Source organism: Prosthecobacter sp. Pr1 (assembly GCF_057652315.1).
Genome location: NZ_JBYFBS010000001.1, coordinates 360,290 through 385,473, shown reverse-complemented (window position 1 = coordinate 385,473; position 25,184 = coordinate 360,290). Strand labels below are relative to the sequence as shown.

Annotated in this window: 16 protein-coding genes; 10 read left to right on the top strand and 6 right to left on the bottom strand. The window is 60.0% G+C overall.

The window, feature by feature from the left end; all coding sequences use genetic code 11:
• The first annotated feature begins 31 nt into the window (after positions 1-31).
• From trpB to AC24GY_RS01715, 4 genes are all read left to right on the top strand, one after another.
• Positions 32-1,258 (top strand): tryptophan synthase subunit beta, encoded by a 1,227-nt coding sequence (gene trpB / locus AC24GY_RS01730; protein ID WP_461526529.1) that lies wholly within the window; start codon positions 32-34, stop codon positions 1,256-1,258.
• A gap of 3 nt (positions 1,259-1,261) precedes the next feature.
• Positions 1,262-1,849, top strand: coding sequence for a methyltransferase domain-containing protein (locus tag AC24GY_RS01725; protein ID WP_487679748.1), 588 nt, complete (start codon positions 1,262-1,264; stop codon positions 1,847-1,849).
• Between the two features lie 69 nt (positions 1,850-1,918).
• Positions 1,919-4,102, top strand: a complete 2,184-nt coding sequence (locus AC24GY_RS01720; protein WP_487679746.1) for a tetratricopeptide repeat protein — start codon at positions 1,919-1,921, stop codon at positions 4,100-4,102.
• Between the two features lie 38 nt (positions 4,103-4,140).
• Positions 4,141-6,639: a M15 family metallopeptidase gene (locus AC24GY_RS01715; protein ID WP_487679744.1), complete on the top strand. Its 2,499-nt coding sequence runs from the start codon at positions 4,141-4,143 to the stop codon at positions 6,637-6,639.
• Between the two features lie 2 nt (positions 6,640-6,641).
• Here the strand turns inward: AC24GY_RS01715 and AC24GY_RS01710 are convergent, their stop codons facing one another.
• The 6 genes from AC24GY_RS01710 to recF form a co-directional block, all read right to left on the bottom strand.
• A complete protein-coding gene (locus AC24GY_RS01710; RefSeq protein WP_422322281.1) occupies positions 6,642-8,228 on the bottom strand; it encodes an Rne/Rng family ribonuclease in 1,587 nt (528 codons plus the stop codon).
• A gap of 35 nt (positions 8,229-8,263) precedes the next feature.
• Positions 8,264-10,549, bottom strand: a complete 2,286-nt coding sequence (gene mrdA / locus AC24GY_RS01705) for a penicillin-binding protein 2 (RefSeq protein WP_487679742.1) — start codon at positions 10,547-10,549, stop codon at positions 8,264-8,266.
• Positions 10,539-11,153 carry a hypothetical protein gene (locus AC24GY_RS01700; RefSeq protein WP_422322277.1) on the bottom strand — a complete coding sequence of 205 codons (615 nt, stop codon included), beginning with the start codon at positions 11,151-11,153 and terminating at the stop codon, positions 10,539-10,541. Before AC24GY_RS01700 ends, mrdA begins: the two co-directional genes overlap by 11 nt.
• 6 nt (positions 11,154-11,159) lie before the next feature.
• On the bottom strand, positions 11,160-12,011 hold the full coding sequence (gene mreC / locus AC24GY_RS01695) for a rod shape-determining protein MreC (RefSeq protein WP_397382761.1): 852 nt from the start codon (positions 12,009-12,011) through the stop codon (positions 11,160-11,162).
• An 80-nt stretch (positions 12,012-12,091) separates the two neighbouring features.
• The gene (locus tag AC24GY_RS01690) at positions 12,092-13,123 is read right to left on the bottom strand and encodes a rod shape-determining protein (protein ID WP_377169129.1); all 1,032 of its coding nucleotides are present in this window, start codon (positions 13,121-13,123) and stop codon (positions 12,092-12,094) included.
• A gap of 214 nt (positions 13,124-13,337) precedes the next feature.
• Positions 13,338-14,408 (bottom strand): DNA replication/repair protein RecF, encoded by a 1,071-nt coding sequence (gene recF / locus AC24GY_RS01685; RefSeq protein ID WP_487679739.1) that lies wholly within the window; start codon positions 14,406-14,408, stop codon positions 13,338-13,340.
• 77 nt (positions 14,409-14,485) lie between these two features.
• On the opposite strand from recF, the gene hisS reads away from it, so the two are divergent.
• The 6 genes from hisS (at position 14,486) to AC24GY_RS01655 (ending at position 25,141) form a co-directional block, all read left to right on the top strand.
• The gene (hisS, locus tag AC24GY_RS01680) at positions 14,486-15,775 is read left to right on the top strand and encodes a histidine--tRNA ligase (RefSeq protein ID WP_487679737.1); all 1,290 of its coding nucleotides are present in this window, start codon (positions 14,486-14,488) and stop codon (positions 15,773-15,775) included.
• A 48-nt stretch (positions 15,776-15,823) separates the two neighbouring features.
• Positions 15,824-20,707: a neutral/alkaline non-lysosomal ceramidase N-terminal domain-containing protein gene (locus tag AC24GY_RS01675; RefSeq protein WP_487679735.1), complete on the top strand. Its 4,884-nt coding sequence runs from the start codon at positions 15,824-15,826 to the stop codon at positions 20,705-20,707.
• Positions 20,708-20,768: 61 nt separating this feature from the next.
• The gene (locus tag AC24GY_RS01670) at positions 20,769-22,169 is read left to right on the top strand and encodes a DUF1501 domain-containing protein (protein ID WP_487679733.1); all 1,401 of its coding nucleotides are present in this window, start codon (positions 20,769-20,771) and stop codon (positions 22,167-22,169) included.
• 118 nt (positions 22,170-22,287) lie between these two features.
• A complete protein-coding gene (locus AC24GY_RS01665) occupies positions 22,288-23,418 on the top strand; it encodes a Re/Si-specific NAD(P)(+) transhydrogenase subunit alpha (RefSeq protein WP_487679731.1) in 1,131 nt (376 codons plus the stop codon).
• Positions 23,419-23,424: 6 nt separating this feature from the next.
• Positions 23,425-23,706 (top strand): NAD(P) transhydrogenase subunit alpha part 2, encoded by a 282-nt coding sequence (locus AC24GY_RS01660; RefSeq protein WP_397381651.1) that lies wholly within the window; start codon positions 23,425-23,427, stop codon positions 23,704-23,706.
• A gap of 43 nt (positions 23,707-23,749) precedes the next feature.
• Positions 23,750-25,141, top strand: a complete 1,392-nt coding sequence (locus AC24GY_RS01655; protein ID WP_487679729.1) for an NAD(P)(+) transhydrogenase (Re/Si-specific) subunit beta — start codon at positions 23,750-23,752, stop codon at positions 25,139-25,141.
• The last annotated feature ends 43 nt before the right edge of the window (positions 25,142-25,184 follow it).

The following is a 25,184-nucleotide window of genomic DNA, read 5'->3' as shown; positions in this document are numbered from 1 at the left end:
GGGCAGGTCTTCGATCTACTTTCATCCCCCCATGACCGCCGCCTCCATCCTTCCCCTCCCCGTGATGCCCGACAGCCACGGCCACTTTGGTCAGTACGGCGGCATGTTCGTGCCAGAGACGCTCATGGCGGCGCTGACTGAACTCTCGGATCATTACGAGAAGGCGAAAGCCGACCCTGCTTTCCAGAAGGAACTGGACCGGCTGCTCCACGAATACGTCGGTCGCCCGACGCCGCTGTACTTCGCCGAACGCTGGACCGAAAAACTCGGCGGCGCCAAAATTTACCTCAAACGCGAAGACCTGCTGCACACCGGCGCCCACAAGATCAACAACGCCCTCGGGCAGATCCTGCTCGCGCAGCGCCTGGGCAAGAAGCGCATCATCGCTGAAACCGGTGCCGGCCAGCACGGTGTCGCCACCGCCACCGTGTGCGCACGATTTGGCTGCGAATGCGTCATCTACATGGGCAAGGTGGACATGGAGCGCCAGGCGCTGAATGTCGCACGCATGCGTTTCCTTGGGGCCAAAGTCGTCGCAGTGACGGCGGGTCAGGCCACGCTCAAGGAAGCGGTGAACGAAGCCATGCGCGACTGGGTGACCAACGTGCGCACCACGCATTACATCCTCGGTTCCGCTCTCGGCTCACACCCCTTCCCCATGATGGTGCGTGATTTCCACCGCATCATCGGCGTCGAGGCACGCCGCCAGATCTTGGAGCGCGAGGAGCGCCTGCCAGATCTCCTCGTCGCGTGTGTCGGCGGCGGCAGTAACAGCATCGGCCTCTTCCATCCTTTCCTGAATGACAAGGATGTGCGCATGACGGGCGTCGAAGCCGGCGGTGACGGCATCATCCCCGAGCGCCATGCCGCACGTTTCCAAGGCGGTCGTCTTGGCGTTCTGCAAGGCACCAAGACCTGGCTCCTGGCCAACGCCGACGGCCAGATCGAGCTCACCCACAGCGTTAGCGCCGGTCTCGACTACGCCGCCATCGGCCCTGAACACGCCTGGCTGCACGAGCAGGGCCGTGTGACCTACAATTACGCCACGGATGACGAAGCACTCGCAGCGTTCCAGGAGCTCAGCCAAGTCGAAGGCATCATCCCCGCCCTCGAAAGCAGCCATGCCATCGCCGAAGTCCACAAAGTGGCCCCGACCATGCGCAAAGATCAGATCATTCTCGTGAATCTTTCCGGTCGCGGGGACAAGGACGTGGCCCAGGCGGCACGCATGATCTTCGGCGAGGAATTGAAGTTTTGAGATATGCTGCCCGCTCCGATAGCCGAAGACATGTCGCAGCTGAAATCGCTGCTGCATGACTCGCTCTCGCCGCATCTGCCTGCGGCGCAGAAGGACATGCGCATCCTTAATCTGGCCTGCGGACGCTGCGATGAAGCGGAGACCTTGATCAAAGTCGGTTCCGAACTCACCCAGGGCGGCGAGGTCGAAATGATCGGTGCAGACATTCGCATTCGCGAAATCCGGCAGGCTCGTGAAACGCATGGGCACCTGCCAGCGCAGTTTTTGATCGAGGACGCCACCAAGATCGACCAACACAAAGAGCTGAATGATGACTTCAACATGGTCTTCCTGCGCCACCAGAACTTCTGGCACGGTCAGGAGCTGTGGAAGAAGATTTTCGACCAGGGCATAGCCAAGCTGCGCCCCGACGGCATGCTGGTCATCACCAGCTATTTCGATGTCGAGCACCGTCTCGCGCTGCGTGCGCTGGAGTCTCTGGGAATGGAGGTTGTCAGCAACAAGCGCAACAAGAACAGCCGTGCCCTGCAGGACGCTCCCGGCAAGTCCGTGGACCGCTGGGTGGCCGTTTTGCGGCAGCGGCAGGCCTGAGACAGGCTGCCAAGACCATTTACAAGGACCCCGCAAAGCGGTAAACTCCTTCCCTTCCCCCAATATTCCATGAATCGCCTTTTTTACGTCCTCACCCTTTTTGCGGCGCTTGTACTTGCCGCACCGGTGTCGCATGCACAGTCCGTTGATGCCAGCAGCGAAGTGGCCGACCAGTACTTCCGCGGCTTTGTCCTCAACAATGAGGCCGCCGCTCTCGAAAACTCCGGTGACTTGACGCTCGCGCAGACAAAATTCAAACAGGCCGGCGAGATCATGGACAGCATCGCCCGGAATTACCCGACATGGCAGCCGGAAATGCGGGCTGCGCGTCAGCAAAAGATTCAAGATGCTCTCCTGCGACTACAGTCACGCTCGTTGCAGGCACAAGCGCAGGCTCAGGCGGCCGCAGCTGCACCCACAGCAGCACCGGCACCTGCGGCTGCTGTGGCTCCGGCCCCCGCCATGGCTGCGACCAACATTCCCTCTCCCGGCGTTCTAGCGCAACCCGCCGTCACCATTCCTACCACCCCCGGTTCCCTTCCAAGTCTCAACGACCTGCTGAGCCAATGGGAGCAGATGCACAAGAAGCGCGTTCTGGAACTGGAAGCGCAGAACAACCAGCAGCAGATCGATCTCGGCAAATGGCAGAACTGGTACCAGTGGGCCTCCGGCGAGATCACCACCGCCCGCCAGCAAAATGACGCCCTCGGCAAAAAGGCCAGCGCTTTGGAGCAGAGCATCCTCGCCATGGGCAGGGAGGTGGCGGCAGGCCAGGCCGCGCAGGGTCAGCTGGCCAAGGTGATGGAAGAAAAAATGGCGGTGGATCTGGAGATGCGCAAAAACGCCCAGCGACTGACAGCCGCTGAAACTGCGGCCAAGGAGGCCTCCCAAAAACTGGCAGACGCATCCACTCAAATGGCTGCCGCGCAACAGGAGCGTGACAAGCTGATCAAGGAACGTGACCAGATTGTGAAGGAGCGCGAGGACGCGATCGCTCAGCGCGAGGACGCGGTGAAACAGCGTGATTCAGCCGTCAAGGAACGTGATGCCGCCAGCGCCCGCAGCCTGGGATTGCAGGCTGAGGTGGATACTTTGAAAAAGAAAACCGGCAGCGCTGAAATGAAGCGCCTCATCGCAGAGAACGAACGCCTGAAAAAGGAGATCGCCGAGGCGCAGAAGCAGGTGGAAACCCTGAAGGCTGATGTTGGTCGCAAGGACCAGGAAATCGTGGCCCTGCGTGGTCAGCTCACCGGCTTGCAGGGCCAGATGGCCGAACTGCGCAAAGAAAGCGCCACCTACCAGACCCAGGTGGCCGAGCTGACGAAGCAGCTCAAAGAAGTCCAGAGCGGCATGGAGGGCAAGATCGCCACCACGCCTGAGCTCACCCAGGAAAATGAAATGCTGCGCGGCATCATCATGCGCCAGCTGCGCACCCAGCATCGTCAGCAGGCCGCCAAGGATCTCATGATTGCTGAACTGCAGAAAATGGAGAGCGCCTCCAATGAACTCGTCAAGCAGGTCGAAGAAATGAAGAACGCACGCATGATTCTGACCCCCGAGGAGGAAAAACTTTTCTCCGATCCCGTCGTGCGGGAACTGCTGGGCCCGAAAGGAGTGCAGGCCACTCTCATCGCCAACGCATCGCCGGACAGCGATAAAAAGGCGGCACCTCCTGCACCGACCTCCGTCGAAAAACTCATCAGCCAGGCCAACGAAAGCTACATGGACAAAAATTTCGAAAGCGCTGCCAAGCAATACCAGGACGCGCTGCGGGCTGAACCCAAAAACGTCACCGCACTCATCGGTCTGGGCATCACACGCCAGCGTGAAAACAAACATGCCGATGCGGAAGTATCCCTGCAGAAAGCGCTGGCCTACGATCCGACCAACGAACCCGCCTCATTCGCCCTCGGCGTCACCTATTTCAAACAGGAGCGCTGGAAGGACGCGATGACCTACTTCGAGAAGAGCCTCGCCAAACGCCCCGACAACGCCAGTGGCAGGCATTACCTCGGCATCATCGCCACCAAGCTCAATCTGATCGAACGTGCCGAACGTGAATTCAAGACGGCTCTGGCCATTGATCCTGCTTATGGCGAGGCCCATTTCAATCTGGCCGTGCTCTACATCACCTGGGATCCCCCGCAGTGGGACAAGGCACGCGCTGAATACGGCGAGGCGATCAAAAAGGGCGTCCGCGCCGACCCCAATCTCGAAAAACTGCTCGAAGGCGGCAAGGTGTCGCAGCGTTAAGAAGACGACGGACGCAAGGTTTCCGTCGCTCTTCTGCCATGAAAACCCTGTTCGCTTTCTTATTCGCGGCCTCCGGCCTTGCAGCGCAAACCTTGGTCGACATCGGTGCCAAGGCGGATGGCTTGGTGATCGATCTGCGCTACACCACGGCGGACAATTATTTCAAAACGGCGTTCTATCCCAAGCATGCGCGCGCCTTGCTACGCCCCGCCACGGCAGCCAAGCTGGCCAAAGTGCAGGCTGAGTTGAAATCCCAGGGCCTGCGCTTGAAGATCTGGGATGCCTACCGTCCGCTCGCTGTCCAGCGCGCGATGTGGAAAACGCTGCCCGATGCGCGCTTCGTGGCCGATCCCGCCAAAGGTGGTCGTCACAACCGGGGTGCCGCCGTGGATGCAACGCTTGTGGATGCCCATGGCGTGGAACTGCCGATGCCGACAGCTCACGATGACTTTTCCGAGAAAGCCGGAGCTCATTTCAAACTGGTGCCGCCCGAAATTTTCAAGAACCGCGAAAAACTGCAGCAAGTGATGACGAAGCACGGCTTCACGGTGTTCGAAAGCGAGTGGTGGCATTTTGACGACGCTGACTGGGAACGCTATGAAGCGCTGGACGTTCCGATGAGTACGCCCCAGGCGCAGAAGCATCTGCTGCTCGACTCGCGTCTGGTCGAGGCGGCGGTGAATACCAGGCTTACACTCGGCACCCCGCAGAAGCATCCGGCCAATCCCCTGTTTCAGGCGGACAAACCATGGGAGAATTCGATGAACAACCTCTATCCCAATGTGATCTGGGACGAGGATGAGCAGATCTTCAAACTCTGGTACAAGTGTGTCCTGGCCGACAAGGAAGTGATCGCGCAGATGGATCAGCCCAGCACAGTGCATGATGTCGGCTGGTATCTGCTGTACGCTACTTCCAAAGATGGCATTCGCTGGGACAAGCCCGAACTGGGCCTGCACAAGTTTGCCGGCAGCAGCGCCAACAACATCGTGGCCCGTGACTGCCCCAATGTCGGCGTGTTCAAAGACCTGCATGATGCCGATCCAGCACGACGCTACAAAATGGTGAGTGATGTCGGTCTCGGCAAACCACAGGTGCGCTTCTCAGCCGATGGCATTCATTGGGGCGAGGCCCTGGCCGCCCAAGGCTTCGGCGCACAGAACGGCGACACCCACAACAATGCGTTCTGGGATGATCGCAGCGGCAAATACCTGTGGTTCACCAAACTCTATCTCGGAGAACGGCTGGTCTCACGCTTCGAGAGTGATGACTTCCTCACTTGGAAAAATGATGGCCTCGTCCTACGCTCCAGCATGGCAGAAGGCCGCGCCAGCCAGACCTACTGCATGCCGGTGTTCCGTTACGGCAGCATCTATCTGAGCTACGTCATGATGTACCACGTCGGCAGCGGCCGCTCGGTCGATTGCGAACTGGCGTGGAGTCACGACGGCCTGCAGTGGCAGCGCGTGGCCCCGGGGACGCCATTCATCCCACGCGGAGCGAAGGGCAGCTACGACAGCGAATGCATCTACGCGATGGCCGGCCCGCCCATTTTGAAAGACGGCAAGCTCATGATCTTCTACGGCGGAGACGACTTTCCCCACACCGGCTGGAAGCGTCATTGCCTGCCTTGTCTGGCGACGCTGCGGCCGGATGGATTCGCAGGCTACACTCCCACCGAAGACAGCAAGCCCTCCCATGTGCTGACCCGCACGCTGCGACTGACTTCGGAGCCGGTACGCATCACAGCTGATGTGGCCGCTGGGGGCAGCCTGCGTGTCGTCGCCATGGATGAACAGGGTAAAGTCTTGGACACGGCTGAACCTGTGTCAATGTCCGTGACCGATGCGGCGCTGAAATGGAACAAGGGTGCATTGCAGGCCCCGACTGCGCGCTTCAAAATCGAACTCGACCATGCGGTGCTGTATGCCATCAGCGCCGGCGATTTGTTGCATGAGGAAATGCCGCCATCAGAAAATCCGTTGAAGGCTGCGACGCGTGTGATCCATCCTACAGCGACACAGACGATTTCCTTCGATGCCAGTGCCCAGGGCTGGAAGGGCGTCGATCAACTCGAACATCATGCCACAGGAGGCGTGAAAGGCGGTTACATTCATGTTTCGCGCAGCGGCAGGGCGCTGCCCATTGCGCTTTCTCCGGTGACGGCCAAAGCATCACCCCTGGCGGGTGACTGGACCCAGATCATCGGCGGCAAAGGAGCCGAGATCACCTGCCAGGTGCGTTCATCAAAAGCGGGCGGGCGGGTGATGATCGAGCTGTTTGCGAATGACATCGCGCAGTGGCAGTTCGAGACGCAGACCAAGTTTTCACCTGAGTGGAGCCAGGCGTCAGCCACCTTGCGCTATGACTGGGATGATGCCGAAGCGCTGTCCGCAGGCTGGAAACGTGCGGCCAACAGCTTCTCATGGGCGGACACGATTCAACACATCGGCAAGGTCGTGATCGTCCCCGGCGCTGCTGGAGCGCAGGAGAGTTTCGACCTGGATGAGTTGAGCGTCAGCGGATCAGCCCGCTGAGATCAGGGGCGAACTTCTTCGCCGGTGGTTGCATTCGTCAGCGTGATCTGCTCGCGGTGGAGTGCAGGATCACTGCGGAAGGTGAGACGCGCCTGATACTTGCGTTCAAGATCGACCAGCAGTTCACCATCTTCGGTCTTGAGGCGGGTCATCACCTCAGGATGCACGATGACGATGAGGCTCTTTTGATCCTCCTTGGCACGGCCCAGCACCGAGACAAGACGGCGCTGCAGTTCCACGCTCATGGTGAGCGGCGTCTTGACCTGGCCGTGGCCTTTGCAGTACGGGCAGGGTTCATAGAGCGTGGTGCCGAGGCTCTCATTGAGACGCTGGCGGGTCATTTCCATGAGGCCGAACTGCGAGATGGGCAGGACCTGGGTCTTGGCCTTGTCACGCTTGAGATGGTCCAGCATCAGCTTGTACACAGCCTGCTGGTCACGGCGGTGTTTCATGTCAATAAAGTCCACCACGATGAGGCCGCCCATGTTACGCAGGCGGAGCTGGCGTGCGACTTCAGCGGCGGCTTCGAGGTTGGTTTCAAGCAGGAGCTTGTCGACGTCCTTGTGCCCTTTGTTGCGGCCCGTGTTGACGTCAATGGAGACGAGAGCTTCCGTTTGATCGATCACGATGTAGCCACCGCAGGGCATCCAGACCTGTCGGTAGAAGGCGTTGTCGATCTGCTTTTGGATGCCGTAATGCTCAAAGATGGCGCTCTGGCCCTGGTAGTGATTGATGCGCCGCTTCGCACGGCCGGAGATGTGGGCCGCCATGCGCTGCATGCGCTCGACGGTGGCCGCGTCATCGCAGGCGACTTCATCGATGTCCTCGGTGAGAAAATCACGCACGGTACGCTCGACGAGATCAGGCTCCTGGAAGCAGCAGACGGGCGCGTTCTGGCCGTCGCGCTTGGCAACGATCTGGTCCCACTCGTCGAGGAGGATGTTCAGATCGCGCACGATATGACGCGCACGTTTGCCCGAGGCTTCGGTGCGCAGAATGATGCCCATGCCTTCAGGCAGGCTGATTTTCTCGATGATCTTGCGCAGACGGGAGCGCTCCTTCGGGTCTTCGATCTTGCGCGAGATACCGCAGGTGTCGTTCAGCGGCATCAGGACAAGCAGACGCCCAGCGAGGGAAATGTTGGTGGTAACGCGCGGGCCTTTGTTTCCCACGGGACCTTTGGTGACCTGCACCATGATCTCCGAACCGATCGGGTACAAAGTAGGGATGTCCTTGGCCTCAATGCGCTTTTTCTTTTTGCTGCCGCCACGATTGATCTCCTCCAGACCGGCATCCAGCGCGGCAGGAATGGCGTCCCAGAAATGCAGGAAGGCGTTTTTGTCGAACCCGATGTCGATGAACATGGCCTTGAGGCCCTGCTCGATGTTGCGGATGCGCCCTTTGAAGACGCTGCCAATGAGGCTCTGGGTGCCGACGCGCTCGATGTTGTATTCTTCGACGACGCCTTTGTCGAGCAAGGCCACGCGGTTCTCCAGTTTCTCGCAGTTGATGACGAGGCGCACACCGCTTTTGATGTCGCGTTTACCTGTAAGCAGTTCTTTGATTCTTTGAACGAAGGTCAATGCCATAATATAAAGTCTCCCTGAAAATGTGATGCAGTTCTTCAGCGGAAGAGCTTGCGAAAAAATCCGCCGCCGCTGGGAGCGGAATCGGATGGTTTGGTTTCCTGGGAACCTCCCCGGTTGAAAATACCGACCCTGCGCACTGGCACGGCCTTGGGCACGTTCTGTCCGGAGTTGCTTCCCGCCGATCCCGCTGAATCGGCTTTCCGTTTGATATTGGGCGTCGTATTCACACGCGGCGCATCAGCATCAGCCGGTTCTGGCGCGGACACACCCGTGCCCACGTCGCCATCCTCATCCGCGCCGAGGCCCTCTGGAACCGCAGCGTCAGCATATTGGACGGATGCTATATGATTGAAATGACCTTCCGCAGGCTCCATCGGGGTGACATCCACGATGTACTTCGGATTGTCCAAAGCCAGACATTGTTCGAGCACCCGGCGCGCCACAGGCGCTGCACAGCCACCGCCGGATTTGCCGTTTTGCACAAGCACGGCCACAGCGAATTTGGGATCCTTGTAGGGCGCGAAACAAATGAACCAAGTGTGATTGTCGTCATGCTTCACGCGCTTCTCGTCGAGGCGCCAGTTCTGGGCCGTGCCGGTCTTGCCAGCGACTTCCACTCCCGTGATGCGGGCTCCTTTGCCCGTGCCTGAGGGATCATTAACGACCTTCCACATGCCTCTGCGAATGACTTCGATCTCCTCGGGTTTCACGCTGGCCGAAAGATCGCCGCGGAGACTGGGTGGATTTTCCAGCACTGCCTGGTCATGATCCATCACCCGCTTCAGCAGATGCGGACTCCAGGCCTTGCCGCCATTGGCGACCGTGGCGCTGACTGATGCCATTTGCAGAGGAGAGGCGAGCACAAAGCCCTGCCCGATGGAGGTGTTGGCGGTGAAGCCGTCACTCCAGCGCTCAGCAGGATGGTTCGCGCGAAGCCAGTCCGGGTTGGGAAGAATGCCAGGGCTTTCGTCTTCGAGTTCAATGCCGGTCTTGGTTCCCAAGCCGAGAATTTTGCCCACCTTGGTGATGTTGCCGATTCCCGCCGCATTGCCATAGCGGTAGAAGAAGCAGTTGCAGGAATATTTGATGGCATCACTGAGGCCGAGCGTGCCATGTGAGCCGCCGTTCTGGCGCTGAATCCAGCACTGCATGGCCTTGGTGCCATAGGTGACGCTGCCGCTGCAGTTGAAGTGGTTCAGGTTGATGCCTGCAAGACAGCCGGCAAACGAGATCGGAATTTTGAAGGTCGAGCCCGGCACATGGCCTTTCACCGCGCGGTTGAGCAGCGGCACGGTTTTGTTTTCCAGCAGGGCATCCCAGTCGGACTGCTGGATGCTGGGGATGAACTGATTGGGATCGAATGAGGGAACGGAAACCATCGCCAGCACCTCGCCGGAGTTTGGATCGATCACGGCCACGGCACCACGGCCGATCTTGGCGTCGCGCAGAGCCTTGTCGGCAATGATCTGCATGCGGGCATCAAGCGTCAGATAAACATCGTTGCCCTTGCGAGGCTCTTCGTATTCTTCATCCACTTCACCCACGGGCCGGCCACGCTGGTCGCGCTGCATCACGCGCACGCCGGGCTTGCCACGCAGGTAGTTGTCGAAGCTTTTCTCCACGCCAGCACCGCCGAAGTCATCCGGCACGTAATAGTCCCAGCCCTTGCGGTCTTCGGCCGAGGCGCGCTGGTCATCCGGCAGACGCACGTAGCCGAGGATGTGGCAGGCGACTGATTTCAGCGGATACACGCGCGAGGCACGCTCGGCGACGGTGACCCCCGGCAGTCCCAGATTGTGCTCGGCGATGCGGCTGAATTCAGCGAAGGTCAGATCATCCCGATACACCCACGGCACCGCACCGCCAAAGCTGCGGTAGTGCACGCGCAGGGATTCCACCGAGTAGTCCTTGTGTACCCCCATCTCGATCATGCGGGCGGTGATTGTCTCCTCGAAAATCTTGTAAATATCGAGTTCGGGCTTCATCCGCTTGATGCCCCTTTCAGAGATCTCAAAGGTGATCTCCGGCACGGCTGTCTTCTTGATCTTGGCAAGGCGCTTGTACTCGGTGACGACCTCCGCGAGATTGATGCGAACCTCGAAGCTGGCCTTGTTGGTGGCAAGCACGACGCCGTTGCGGTCCTTGATCTCACCACGCGGACCGGGAATGCGCGCGCGTTCCTTTTTCGCCCCGGGAATCATCTTGGCAAACTCCTCCCTGCGGTCCATCTGCAGGGACCAAAGCCTGAACACAAGCAGTCCAAACCCGCACATCATGGCGAGCGAGAACAGATAGAGGCGGAAGCGATATTTAACGACCATCGAAACGGTACCTCAGGCCTTCGTATTTGATTTCATAACTCGACAGGCGGGCGAGCGAATAAAGCAGCAAAAAGATGAGCGGTGCCGCGAGCATGGCAAGCAGGGAATCGGTGATCATCTTCGTCCATACGCCTGCCGGAAACTGCAGGGAACCCCGCAGGAAAGTGATGATGAGAAACTGCGCAAGCAGCCACACAAAGACCGCCAGGCCGACCATCAGCACCGGGAGCTCAAGGCGGCCCCGTTTGAACAACGGACGGATGCCCTGCAGGAGGGTGCCGAGCATCCCAAACAGGACGATGGAGAGGCCAAATGGCAGCGGATGACTGCCCGCGCCCAGTTCAACGTCTGCACCGGTGCCAAACACATCCTCCGCACCTGACAGGCTCTCCAGAACTCCGGGCAGATGGCGGGCATCCCAGACAAAACCAGTGATGAAGGCGAGCAGCAGCATCATCGAAAACGGTGCGGCCACGGAAGCACTGAAGAAGAATACCGCCGGCAGAAACAGCGTGGCAAACTGGGCGATCTCCAGCCCGGGAATGAACTCCTGCACCATGAAGGTGAGCAGGAGCAGAATGATGGAGATCGGGTGGAACAACATGGCGGCTCAGGGCTTGGCGCGTGCCGGTGTCGCTGCAGGTTCCGGCGTTGGCTCGGCAACCTGCATTTCAATCACAAAGACATAATCCAAGGTGGAGAAATCAACGGCGGGTTCGATGACGGCCTCTCCGGAAATTTCACGGTTTTCAAAACGCTTCACACGGCCCAGCAACAGATCCGCAGGAAACACGCCGCCCTCACCGGAGGAGTAAACCCCTGCACCGGCGTTGATGTTCGAGTTGCGATGGAGGAAACGCAGGTGCAGCTCTGGGCGCACTTCCAGCGCGGCACGTTCGCCACCCAGGATGCCCTGCTCCAGCGTTCCTTCGATTTTGGCCGATACACGGCACATCTCATCTGTGAGCAAAATCACCTTGGCCATGTGCGGGGCCAGCGTGGAAGTCTTCCCCACAAGTCCGACGGATGTGATCACCGGACTGTCCGTGCCGATGCCATCGAGTGAACCTTTGTCGATGATCAGGCTGTTCCACCAGGTGCTGGAGCTGCGGCGGATCACCTTGGCAGCCGTCATCTTGAAAGGGGCCGACTGCTTGAACTCAATGAGCTGACGCAGCTTGGCGTTCTCCTCGATGATCTGATTGTACTTCTGCTGAATGATGCGCAGCCGCTCCAGCTGGACGCGCTGCTCATCGTTTTCCCGTTTCATTTCCACCGGATTGATCTGCGGAGCCACGGCAGACTCCGCCGCCTGCTCCATCGCCGCACTGCTGTGGATGAAAGGAGACAGCAGACTCATGACACGAGACTGGATCTGCCGGGTGGTCGCAGTGTCAAAGGTGAACACGGCCACCAGCCCTGCCACGAAGATCAGAAGCGCGAGGATGTTGAGCTTTTTCATGATTGGCCTTTCCTCCGGGCTGGGTGCGGTGCTTTTCGGCGGATGCTTTCAAGCGAACACAGGGCAGCGCGAAATGGTCATCAGACTTCGGTCGTGCTCACTTTGCGCAGGAACTCAAGCTCACTGAGCACCCGTCCGGTGCCTTCGCCGACGGCGCTGAGCGGATCTTCCGCCACATGCACCGGGAGCGCTGTTTCTTCCTGAAGCAATTTGTCGAGGCCGCGCAGCAGTGCGCCGCCACCGGCAAGCATGATGCCGCGGTCCACCAAGTCGGCGGAGAGTTCCGGCGGGCAGCGTTCCAAAGTGGTGCGCACGGCGTCGATGATCGCATTGAGCGGCTCCAGCATGGCTTCGCGGACTTCCTGGCTCGTGATGGTGATGGTCTTTGGCAGGCCGGCCACCATGTCGCGTCCTTTGACTTCCATGGTCGTTTCCTTGCCCAGCGGGAAGGCGGAGCCGATGCGCAGCTTGATTTCTTCCGCAGTGCGCTCGCCAATCATGAGATTGTAGGCACGCTTCATGTAATTGATGATCGCTTCGTCGAGTTCATCGCCGGCCACGCGCACGCTGCGGCTGTAAACGATGCCGGAGAGCGAAATGATCGCCACCTCGGTGGTGCCGCCGCCGATATCAACGATCATGTTGCCCGCAGCTTCCTGCACTGGCAGACCCACTCCAATGGCCGCAGCCATCGGTTCTTCGATCAGGTAAACTTCACGCGCGCCGGCCTGCTCTGCGCTTTCCTTCACCGCACGTTTCTCGACTTCGGTAATGCCGGAGGGCACGGCGATGACCACGCGCGGTCCGCGCATCTTGCGGCCCCCGCCTTGCACCTTCTTGATGAAATGGCGCAGCATGGCTTCCGTCACACGGAAATCGGCGATCACCCCGTCCTTCAAAGGGCGGATGGCCGTGATGCCGCCCGGAGTTCGTCCGAGCATGCGTTTGGCGTCGTCACCCACAGCGACGACTTCGTTGGTGCCGGTTTTGACCGCCACCACTGAAGGTTCTCTGAGGACGATGCCGTGATCTTTTACATAGACGAGAGTGTTTGCCGTGCCGAGATCGATGCCGATGTCTTGGGCCACGAAGCCGAAAAGTTTGCCGAACATTGAGAATAAATGGGAAAAGTGTTGAAGCGAGCAAGCGTCAGAATCCAGATGCGCGACGGAGAATTCCAACTGTTTTGAGAATCACGAAAAGCCACGCGCGCAAGGCAATCTAACCCACCTTAAAGCTAAAACTGCCTGAAAATGCGTCAAGGGATGTTTCTGAGAAGCTTGGGATTGGCAAATTCAGGCCATTTCCGGCCAAAAGCCACGTTTTTCAGCCCCGGATTCGGCTGAATTTGGCCTGTTCGACTCCAAAAACCCGCCCCGCGAGGTGGTCGGCGTCGGCCCAGTCCAGATTCGTGGTCGTGATGATCTTCTGCGTTCCCGGTGGCAGGCACGACAGCAGGGCCCGGCGGCGGTGGGCATCCAGTTCGCCAAAAACGTCATCCATCAGCATCAGGGGGGGCGAACCACAGGCGTGCTCCAGCACCTGCGCCTGGGCGAGTTTCATCGCCAGCGCAAACGACCGCTGCTGGCCTTCCGAGGCAAAGGTGGTCGCGTCCAGATCATTCAAGCGCATCCCAATGTCATCACGATGCGGCCCGAATGCGGTCGAACGCGTGCGAGCTTCTTCATCCCGCATCGTCAAAAGCGCCTCAAACAAGCCCAGCGCGGCATCACTCGTGCGCTGATAGGTGATGCACACATTCTCCACCCCTTCACTCAGCTTCGCATGTGCCAATGACACCTCAGTGCCCAGAGCGGCGCACAGTTCCGCACGCCGCTGCCAGAGTGTGTGGGCAAAGCCGTCCATCACTCGTGCAAAGGCGTCCGCCTGCTTCCACGCGATGCTGGCATCCCGCTTCAACACATGATTGCGCCCACGCAGGGCACGTTCATAACCACGCAGCGCATGCAGATAATCAGGGAACATCTGGCTCGCCGCGAAGTCGAGAAACCGGCGCCGATGCTCCGCTCCGCCACGCAGCAGATTCATGTCGCGGTGATCCATCCACACCACCACACCTGAGGCGGCAAGAAAATCCGCAGATCTGCTACAGGTGGCTCCATCCACCGCCAGCCGTCGCGTCGTGGCTGACTGTGCATAACGCAGTCGTTTGCCCCGCCAGTGGGCTTCCACCAAACACGTGGCAGCACCAAAGCGCACCATCTCGGCACGGTTGGATGTTCGGGGCGACTGCAGGCGCAGCAGGACGCACGCAGCTTCGATGAGGGATGTTTTCCCCTGGGCATTCCTGCCCACCAGCAGCGTCACATCGGGATGCAATTCCAGCCTCGCCTCGGCGAAGCAGCGGAAATCGCGCACAAACAGGTCGGAGAGCATGCAATCAGACACTTCTGCACCACGCCGCATTTCCGGTTGCGTTCACGTTGCACATGAAGATGAATCCCGCCCCCTCTATGGCCTCCTTCCGCACAGTCAAAGGCTTTCGCGACTTCTTCCCTGAAGAATGCGCACTGCGAAACTACATCACCGAAACCTGGCGCTCTGTCGCACGTCGCTATGGCTTCGTGGAGTACGAGGCCCCGCTCGTCGAAAGCACCGACCTCTATCGCAAGAAAAGCGGCGATGAGATCACCAACCAGCTCTACTGCTTTCTCGACAAAGCCGAACGCGAAATATCCCTGCGCCCGGAGGTCACGCCATCGCTCGCACGCATGGCTACCGCTCGTCAGCGTGATTTCAAAAAACCCATCAAGTGGTTTCAGATCGGCCCCTGCTTCCGCTACGAAGAACCGCAGGAAGGACGCGGCCGTGAGTTCATCCAGTTCAATGCCGACATTCTTGGCGACTCTTCGCCTGCGACTTCCGCTGAGTTGATCGCGCTGGCGATTGATGTCGTGCGTGAGTTCGGCGTCAGCTCAGATGATTTCATCATCCGCCTGAGCAACCGCGAAATCTGGAGCACCTTCCTCGCGGACAAGAACATCGCCGAGGAGCACACCACGGCCTTCCTGAGCATCATCGACAAAATCGAACGTGCACGCCCGGAGGAGACGGAGAAAAAACTCGCGCTCATCGGTCTCACGACTGCCGAAGTCCGCGCCTTCATGGCCTCCACGGATGAGAACCACCCGGCCTTTGCTGCGCTGCGTGAGAACCTCACCGCCCGTGGCCTGTGGCAGTTCATCAAGATTGATGCCACCATCGTCCGTGGCCTCGCCTACTACACCGGCGTTGTGTTTGAAGTCTTTGATCTCAAGCACGGCCTCCGCGCTCTCGCAGGTGGTGGCACCTATGACAAGCTCTGCGCCCTCATGAGCGACGGCGGCGTGGACATGCCCGCCGCAGGCTTCGCCATGGGTGATGTCGTGCTCGGCATTCTGCTGAAGCGCACGCCCGGCGCGCAGATGAAGCTCACCAGCGCCTACCTCGCCGCCAGCAGCATTGATGCCTTCGTCGTTGTCGCTGATGAAGCCCAGCGCCCACACGCGCTCGCCGCCGTGCAGGCCCTGCGTGCCGCAGGTATCCGCATCGACTACAGCTTTGGAGCGCAAAAAGTCGGCAAGCAGTTTCAAGCCGCCGAGGATCGCAAGGCCCGCTTTGCCATCGTCTTCGGTGCTGAATACCCCGAGGTCGTGATCAAGAACCTGCTCGCGCGTTCGCAGAGCGCTGTGCCTGTGGCAGGTCTGGTCGAAGAAGTGCAGAAGCTCCTCGCCGAACCCGCCATTGGCCCGTTGATCGCCTGATCGAAGGCAAGCAAGTGATCTTCATGAGCGTTGGTTTGAGCCAATCTCATGAAGTCACTCCTGTTATTTCTCGGCCTCGCTGCCATCACCGCGCAGGCACAACCGGCCTTCCGCGCAGGCGTCTCCGCCATCGACATCACGCCCACGACGTTCCCACGGATCATCGCGGGTGGCTTCATCGAGGCGCAGTCTTCCACGATCACCGACAAGCTTTATACGCGCAGCTTGGTACTGGATGACGGGAAGACAGAGATCGCGATCGTCATCGTGGACACGTGCATGATGACACGTTCGCTGATTGATGAGGCCAAGGCGCTGGCGAGCCAGCAGACGGGTATTCCAACGGATCGCATGCTGGTTTCAGCCACGCACACGCATTCAGCCCCTGCGGCGATGGGATGCCTCGGCACGCGTCTCGATGTGGACTACGCCAAGTTCCTCGTGCCCAAGCTCGCCGAAGGCATCGTGGCAGCCCACAAACGTTTGCAACCTGCCAAGATCGGCTGGGGTGTGGTGGATGACTGGGAGCACACGCACACGCGGCGCTGGATTCGCAAGCCGGACAAAGTGATCACCGATCCCTTCGGAGATCCCACCGCCCGTGCGAACATGCATCCTGGGCATGAGAGCCCGGATGTCACCGGTCCTTCCGGGCCTTCAGATCCTGCTCTGTCGGTGATCTCAGTTCAAACAGCGAGCGGCAAACCAATGGCCTTCTTCGCCAACTACTCGATGCATTACTTCGGAGCCAAGGCGATCTCGTCGGACTACTATGGTGCCTTTGCACAGCACATTGCGAAGCTGATGAAACAGAGCAGCAGCGAAGGGCCGGAATTTGTAGCCGCGATGACACAGGGCACCAGCGGCGACCAGCAATGGATGGACTACAGCAAGCCACGCCCGCAGATCACCATGGATGCCTATGCTGAGGAAGTGGCGAAGAAAGCCATGGAGGCATACGCGAAGATCCAGCATCAGAAACTGGCCCCCATCGCCATGGTGGAAAAACTGCTCACTCTAAACTACCGCGTGCCAGGCGAAAAACGCCTCGCCTGGGCACGACCCATCGCAGCAAAAATTGTTAATGATGTGCCGAAGGACAAACAGGAGGTGTATGCACGCGAAGCAATCATTCTGCACGAACGTCAAAAGACGGAGATCAAGCTGCAGGCCATCCGCATCGGCGATCTGGCCATCGCCACACTTCCGAACGAGGTGTATGCCATCACCGGCCTCAAGCTGAAGGCGCAGAGCCCGCTGCCGACCACGATCAACATCGAGCTCGCCAACGGCGGCGAAGGCTACATCCCGCCTCCGGAACAGCATGCGCTGGGCGGCTACACGACTTGGCCCGCGCGCACCGCAGGACTCGAAGTGCAGGCAGAACCAAAGATGGTCGAGACACTGCTCGATGCTCTGGAGGAAATCACGGGCAAAAACCGTCAGATCATCACCCACGCACTGGGCGCTTATCCGCAGGCCGTCTTTGCCTCCCATCCCACCTCCTACTGGCGCATGGACGAGATCGCCGGTGATTCACTCTATCCAGTCAATGACTGGCGTGGCGAGGAACCGCTCTATGAGCCCGGTGTGGCCCGCTATCTGGAGGGGCCGCAGGGAGAGGCATTTTCCGGCAAGGGCATCAACCGTGCGCCACACTTTGCAGGCGGCCGTGTGGACGGCTTTCCGATGACCGGCAGCGACTACAGCGTGGAGTTCTGGTTCTGGAATGCGCTGCCCACGAATACACGTGCTGTGACGGGCTATCTGTTCTCACGTGGCACTGACGGCGACAAGGCCTGCCCCGGAGACCACCTCGGCATCGGTGGCACGCATGCCGATGCCGCGACGGGCTGCCTGTTTGTTTACAATGGCAACACTGCGAAGGGTTTGATCTCAGGCAAAACCAAGCTGGCCCTCAAGCAATGGCATCACGTGGTGCTGAACCGCACGGGGAAGAAGCTGCAGGTGTTTCTGGACGGCAAACCTGAGATCGAGGGGGATCTGGACATCACACACACTCCGAAGGACCAATGGTTCATCGGTGGGCGCAGCGACAACCTGTTCAACTTCGAAGGCAAGATCGATGAGGTGGCTTTTTATAATGACGCATTAACCGCAGATGAAACCGCAACGCATTACAAGGCCAGCGGCATGACACCGCCCGCGCCCGCGAAGCTGCAAACGGCCACGCCACCGCTTTCACCAGAGGAATCAGCGAAAAAGTGGCACGTGCGCTCAGGCTACCGCATCGACCTCGTCGCAGCAGAGCCTGTGGTGCTTGATCCTGTGGCGTTTGACTGGGATGACAAAGGACGGCTGTGGGTCATCGAGATGGCGGACTACCCGCTGGGCATGGATGGCAACGGCAAGGCCGGCGGGCGTGTGGTGATGCTCGAAGACAACAATGCCGACGGCCGCTACGACAAGCGCACAGTCACCGTGAACGACCTGAGCTATCCCACCGGCATCCTGACCTGGCGCGATGGCGTCATCGTGACCGCCGCTCCGGACATCTTTTTCATCAAGCCGAACGGCGAGAAGCAGGTGCTCTTCACTGGCTTCAGCACGGGCAATCAGCAACTGCGCGTGAACGGCCTGCGCTGGGGCATGGATGGCTGGGTGTACTGCGCAGCAGGCGCACACCATGGCGGCTACAACAAAGGCACGCAGATCGAATCCAAGCTCACCGGCGAGAAGATCGACCTCGGCAGCCGCGATTTCCGCTTCAAGCCGGACACGGGCGAGTTTGATCCACAGAGCGGACCCTCGCAGTTTGGCCGCGCCCGCGATGACTGGGGCCACTGGTTCGGCGTGCAGAACAGCTTTCCGCTGTGGCACTACGTGCTGCAGGACCACTACCTGCGCCGGAATCCGCACGTCATTCCGCCGGACCCGATTCACCAGCTCTTCCCGCGCAATCCATCGGTGTATCCCGCCAGCAGTATGGAGAAGCGTTTTCACAGCTTTGATCAAGCCGGCCGCTTCACCAGCGCCTGCGGCATCGAGGTCTATCGCGACCGTGTGCTGTTTGATGATGGCAAAACCCACGCCTTCACCTGCGAGCCCTTCCACAACGTCGTGCAGCATCACATCCTCGAAGACGACGGCGTTACCTTCAAAGCCGTGCGTGATCCCGCCGAATCAAAAATGGACTTCCTCGCCAGCGAAGACCGCTGGTGCCGCCCCGTCATGGTCCGCACCGGGCCCGATGGCGCGCTCTGGGTGGCGGACATGTACCGCTACATGATCGAGCACCCGCAGTGGCTGCCGCAAAACGGGAAGGATGAACTGCTACCTCATTACCGCGAAGGAGACGACAAGGGCAGGATTTGGAAAATCACGCGCACTCCAGAACCGCCTAAAGGCGGGACTACAATACAAGACTTGGCTTCCTCGAACGGCTGGCAGCGCGACAAGGCGCAGATGCAGCTGGCATGGAGCGGTGAGAAGGCCGCCATCGATGGCCTCCTCAAATCCAAGCAGCCCCAAACGCGGGCACAGGCCACGTGGACACTGCTGGCCATGAAGAAACTCAGCTCCACCGCATGCTTGGACCTGCTGGCCGATGAATCACCACATGTGCGTGAGCAGGCATTGCAAATGGCTGAGAAGCTGGAGTGGAAAGACAACGAATCATCGCCACTCCAAAAGACGCTGGCGAAACTCGTGAACGACAAGGACGAGAAAGTGCAGCTGCAACTGGCCTGCACCCTCGGTGAACTGAAAGGCGACTGGGCGGCGGATCTGCTTGCGCAATTGCTGCGCGAGACCCCGTCAGGCTCTTCGCTTCAAGGCGCGGCACTAAGTTCCGTGATGCCGCATTTGGAAGGTGTTTGCACACGCTTTCCTGAAAGTGCGTCACCGGAAAACAACCAGGTCATTGGCATGCTGTTTCGCTGCGCTTTGGCAGTGAAAAATGAGCGGGCCATCGCCACGCTCCTGTCTCACCAAGCATCTCAAAAACATGCCACCGAGCTGCTCGCCGTCCTTGATGAAAAGGGGCTCTCGCTGTCCGCCTTCACACAGCAGGTGACTTCGGCGGAAGCTCAGCAGGGATTGAAGAAAATGGCCGACCTGCTTCACACGGCGGCCGAGGAAGTCAAAGCGGCCAAGGAAACCCCGCCCATGGCGGCAGTGGTGCTGCTGGCCTCAGACCGTGAACATCGCGAGATGGTGAAGGCCCTGCTGCCGGAACTCTGGAAGAAATCAGCAAACACCGAAGTGCTTCGTTTGGTGGCAAAACTGCAGCCGAAGGACGGACCCGAATTCCTGCTGGCAGGCTGGAATGAACGGACACCGGCGGTGCGGGTGCAGATCATCGAGACGCTGCTCTCCAGCGATGCCTGGACCCTGGCGCTGCTGCAGCGGCCGGAGGCGAAAGCCTGTGATGCCGCGCTGCGGGCACGGCTGACAAAACACCCGAAAAAGGAAATCGCCAAGCAAGCGGCAGCAGTGTTTGCGGATGCCACGAGCGCCACACGCGCAGCGGTGGTGGAGAAGTTCAAACCCGCGCTGAAACTGACGGGCGACGCGGCGAAGGGAAAGACGATGTTCGCTCAAGTGTGCATCAGCTGCCACAAGCTGGACGGCGTGGGCATCGAGCTGGGGCCGGATCTGCGCAGCGTGGTGCAGCATGATGCGGAGAAGCTCATGAACTCCATCCTCGACCCGAGCGCGATCATTGAGCCGGGATTCATGGCCTATCACTGCACGCTGAAAAATGGTGAGCAGTTGTATGGAGTGATCGCCACGGAGACAAGTGCGAGCCTCACGCTGAAGATGGCCGGAAATCTGACGAAGTCGGTGCTGCGCAGCGAGATCGCGAGTTTGCAGAGCACGGGTACCTCCCTGATGCCGGAAGGCCTCGAAGCCGCGCTCACGCCGCAGTCACTCGCGGATTTGATCGCGTATTTAAAGCTGGTGAAGTGAATGCAAAGCGGATTTGAAGTGCGCGGTTAGAGTTCCTCCCGGCGCTGCGTATTGAACTCCGATGTCATCTCCCGATCATCCCTGCTCCGGCCACAGCGCCCCGCATGCATTCACGTTCATGAACCCGCGTGTGCGGGATGGCGTGGTCGTCCACAGCCGGCGCTCGGTTTTGAAGACGAGCCTCGCAGGCCTGGGCGGCCTCACCCTGCCTGCGCTGACGAAACTGCGTGCAGAGGGAAAGACCACCAAGAGCGGCAAAGCGGTGATCCTGCTCTGGATGACCGGCGGCCCCTCGCAGATCGACACCTGGGACCCGAAGCCTGATCGCCCGCGTGAGATTCGCGGCCCCTTCAAAACGATCCCCACCAAACTGCCCGGCACGCATATCTGCGAGTATTTGCCCAAGCAGGCTGCCATGCTGGACAAGTTCACCCTCATCCGCTCGGTGGACTGCCGCTTCAGCAATCATGAGCCCAACATGGTCATGCAGACGGCGAACCTCGCCAACGAGCCGCGCACGAATCCAAAGGCGAAGTACTATCCCTCGTTCGGCAGCATCGTGGCCAAGCATCGCGGGGCCAATCATCCGGCCATGCCGCCGTATGTCGTGCTGAACATGAAATCGCGCTCGCACGTCGCGTGGGGCGGCTACCTCGGCACGCAGTATGATCCCTTCGATGGCAGCAGCGCCACCAAGCTCTTCCAGCTTCCCTCCGGCCTCAGCATGGACCGCCTGCAAGCGCGCCAGACGCTGAGCAAACAAATGGACGGCCTGCGTGCCGACATCGATGCCAGCGGCATGATGAGCGCCATGGACAGCTTCTCGCAGACCGCCTTCGACATCGTGGCCGGTGGCCGGGCGCAGGAGGCTTTTGATCTGAGCAAGGAACCGCAAAAAGTGCGCGACCGCTACGGCGAGCATGACTGGGCCAAGCAGGCATTGCTCGCGCGCCGTCTCGTGGAGCGCGGCTCTTCCTTCGTCACCATTGATCTCAGCAATCACGGCGCCTCCGGCACCTGGGACAACCACGGCGACAACATCCCGCCCTACGGTGGCATCTGGAACGGCCTGCGCCCGCTGCTGCCAGTGTTCGACCACGTCATCACCACACTCGTCAGCGATCTCGCCGAGCGCGGCCTGCTCGAAAACACGCTCGTCATCACCATGGGCGAGTTTGGCCGCACGCCCACACTCGGCACACAGGGCAGCACCGACGGTCGCAACCACTGGCCCTACGTCATGTCCATGTCCCTCGCCGGTGGCGGCTTCCGTCATGGCCAGGTCATCGGTGCCTCCGACAAAGACGGCGGCCAGATTGATGAACGCCCTGTCACTCCCGGCGATCTCGCCGCCACCATCTACCATCACATGGGCGTCCCGCTTGATACGATATACACGGATCATCAGGGCAGGCCCAACTTCATCGTGGATCAGGGTGCACCGCTGAGAGAGCTTATCTGAGCCTGAGCGTTCAGCTCTGCCCGCTAGGGCCGTAGCCTATCCACGCACTCTCCTTTCATTCTTTACATGATGCGGGCCAGGTGTCAGGCTTCGTCATCATTCGTGTCCTCCCATCCAGATGACTGTCGCTGTTCCCAAAGAAACCCATGCGGGAGAAACGCGCACCGCCTTGGTGCCTGAGCACGTGGCCAAGCTTGTGGCCCTGGGGGCGAAGATTGAAGTGGAATCCGGACTCGGCCTTTCCTGCGGTCACAGTGACATGGATTACACGAGAGCCGGCGCAGCAGTGCGGACAGATCGCACCGCGATGCTGGCCGCAGCAGATGTCATCCTCCAGGTGCGCAAACCAACGCTGGATGAAGTGAGCGCCCTGCGTGAGGGCGCGGTGTTCATCGCCTTGCTCGATCCGTTTCAGTCGCCGGAATTGATCCGTGCGCTGGCGGCCCGCAATGTGACCGCCATCAGCATGGAGCTTGTGCCGCGCAGCACGCGGGCGCAGAAGATGGATGTGCTCTCCTCGCAGGCGAGTCTGGCGGGCTATGCCGCCGTGATCGTGGCCGCAGGACAATCTGGGAAGATTTTCCCCATGATGATGACGCCCGCAGGCACGATCAAGCCGGTGAAGGTTTTCATCATCGGCGCAGGCGTGGCAGGGCTGCAGGCCATCGCCACGGCCAAACGTCTGGGCGCCAAGGTGGAAGCCTTTGATACGCGGCCGGTCGTCGAAGAGCAGGTGAAATCACTCGGTGCGAAATTTGTGAAAATCGACGTGGGTGAGACCGGGCAGACGGAAGGTGGTTACGCGAAGGCGCTGACCGACGACCAGCTCAAGCTCCAGCGCGAAGGCATGGCGCGCGTATGCGCTGAGTCGGACATCGTCATCACCACGGCGCAGGTGTTTGGCCGGCGTGCTCCAGTGCTGCTCACCAGCGAGATGCTGGATGCGATGAAGCCGGGCAGCGTCGTGGTGGATCTTGCCGTCGAAAGCGGCGGCAATGTCGAAGGCGTGGTGGTCGACCAGATCATCGAGCGCAAAGGCGTGAAGATCGTCGGCATCGCCAGCCTGCCGGGCCGCGTGCCTGTACATGCCAGCCAGATGTACTCGTCCAATGTCACCGCATTGCTGACGGAGTTCTGGGACAAGGAGACGCAGGCGCTGAAGCTGAACCTGGACGACGACATTCTCAAAAGCTGCGTCATAACCCACGGCGGCCGCATCGTGAACGACAAACTCGCCACCGCCACCTGATCTGCCATGACCGTGGAAATGCTCATCTTTGTCATCTTCGTGCTGTCGGTCTTTCTCGGCTTCGAGCTCATCTCCAAGGTGCCGTCCATGCTGCACACGCCGCTGATGTCCGGCACGAACGCGATCCACGGCATCATCCTCCTCGGCGGCATGCTGGCGCTGGCCGAGGCCGATGGCTTCCTGCAATCCGCCGCAGGATTCGCCGCTGTCGTGCTGGGTTCAGCCAACGTGTTCGGCGGCTTCATGGTCACCGACCGCATGCTGCAAATGTTCAAACGGAAGAAGTGAGACAACCGGAACAAAGTGGAGATAGACGAAGTCAAACGCCCCCATGATCACCTCCTTTGCCTTTCTGATCGCTTCTGTTCTGTTCATCCTCGGCATCAAACTGCTGGCCTCCCCCAAGACTGCACGGAGGGGAAATTTAATTGCAGGCCTGGGCATGGTGCTCGCCCTGCTGGCAGTGTTGCCGCAGCTGCATGGCTCGCATGGTGAAGGCGTGTCACTGTGGAAGTGGCTGCTGATCTTCGTCGGCATACTGCTTGGCCTGGCCGTGGGTGCCGCCGGCGCCTACAAGGTGAAGATGACAGCCATGCCGCAGATGGTGGCGCTCTTCAATGGGGCCGGAGGCGGCGCGGCCGCCTTGGTGGCGGCGATTGAATTCGCGCATGTCACAGCGGATTCGAGCCTGAAGTTCGTGATCTCCATGCTCTGCGCGGCCATGATCGGTGCCGTCTCGCTGTCCGGCAGCATCATCGCCTTTTTCAAGCTCGAAGGCCATTTCGACAAACCGGTAACCTATCCCGCGCAGCAGTTGTTGAACGGCCTGCTCTTCCTGGCCAGCCTGCTCCTGGCGCTCACGATGGCAGGAGGCTCGCACAGCATGGCGCTCATGTGCTTGTTCATTGTGATCGCACTCGCGCTCGGCGTGCTGATGGTCATGCCCATCGGCGGCGCGGACATGCCGGTGGTCATTTCACTGCTGAACTCCTTCACCGGCCTCGCCGTCGCTGCGGATGGTTTTGCCATCGATAACGTCGCCATGATCATCGCCGGCACGCTCGTCGGCTCCTCCGGCACCCTCCTGACACTGGCCATGTGCCAGGCCATGAACCGCCCCGTGACGAATGTGCTCTTCAGCGCCTTTGGCAAAGTCGATGCCACCGCCAGTACGGCAGCCGCTGCCACGGGCAGTGTGAAATCCGTGCAGGCGGATGAGGCGGCCCTGCTGCTCGGCATGGCAGGACGGGTGGTCATCGTGCCCGGCTACGGGCTCGCCGTCGCGCAGGCGCAGCATCAGGTGCGGCAGCTGGCGGATGAACTCGCCAAGAAGGGCGTCGAAGTCAGCTTCGCCATCCATCCCGTCGCCGGTCGCATGCCCGGCCATATGAACGTGCTGCTCGCCGAGGCCGATGTGCCCTACGACCAGCTGATCGAAATGGAAACGATCAACCCCGAGATGGAGCGCGTGGACGTCTGCCTCGTCATCGGCGCCAACGACGTGGTGAATCCCGCTGCGCACGAAGACAAATCCAGCCCCATCTACGGCATGCCCATCATCGAAGCCGAAAAGGCCGGCACCGTGATCGTCATGAAGCGCAGCATGGGCAAAGGCTTCGCCGGCATCGAAAACGCCCTCTTCCTCCGCGACAACTGCCGCATGCTCTTCGGCGATGCCAAGGCCTCCCTGCAGGAGCTGGTGACACTGGTGAAGGCGGGGTAGCGGAGCAATGATGAACTTGAAATGAGGAATGCCCATAACACCG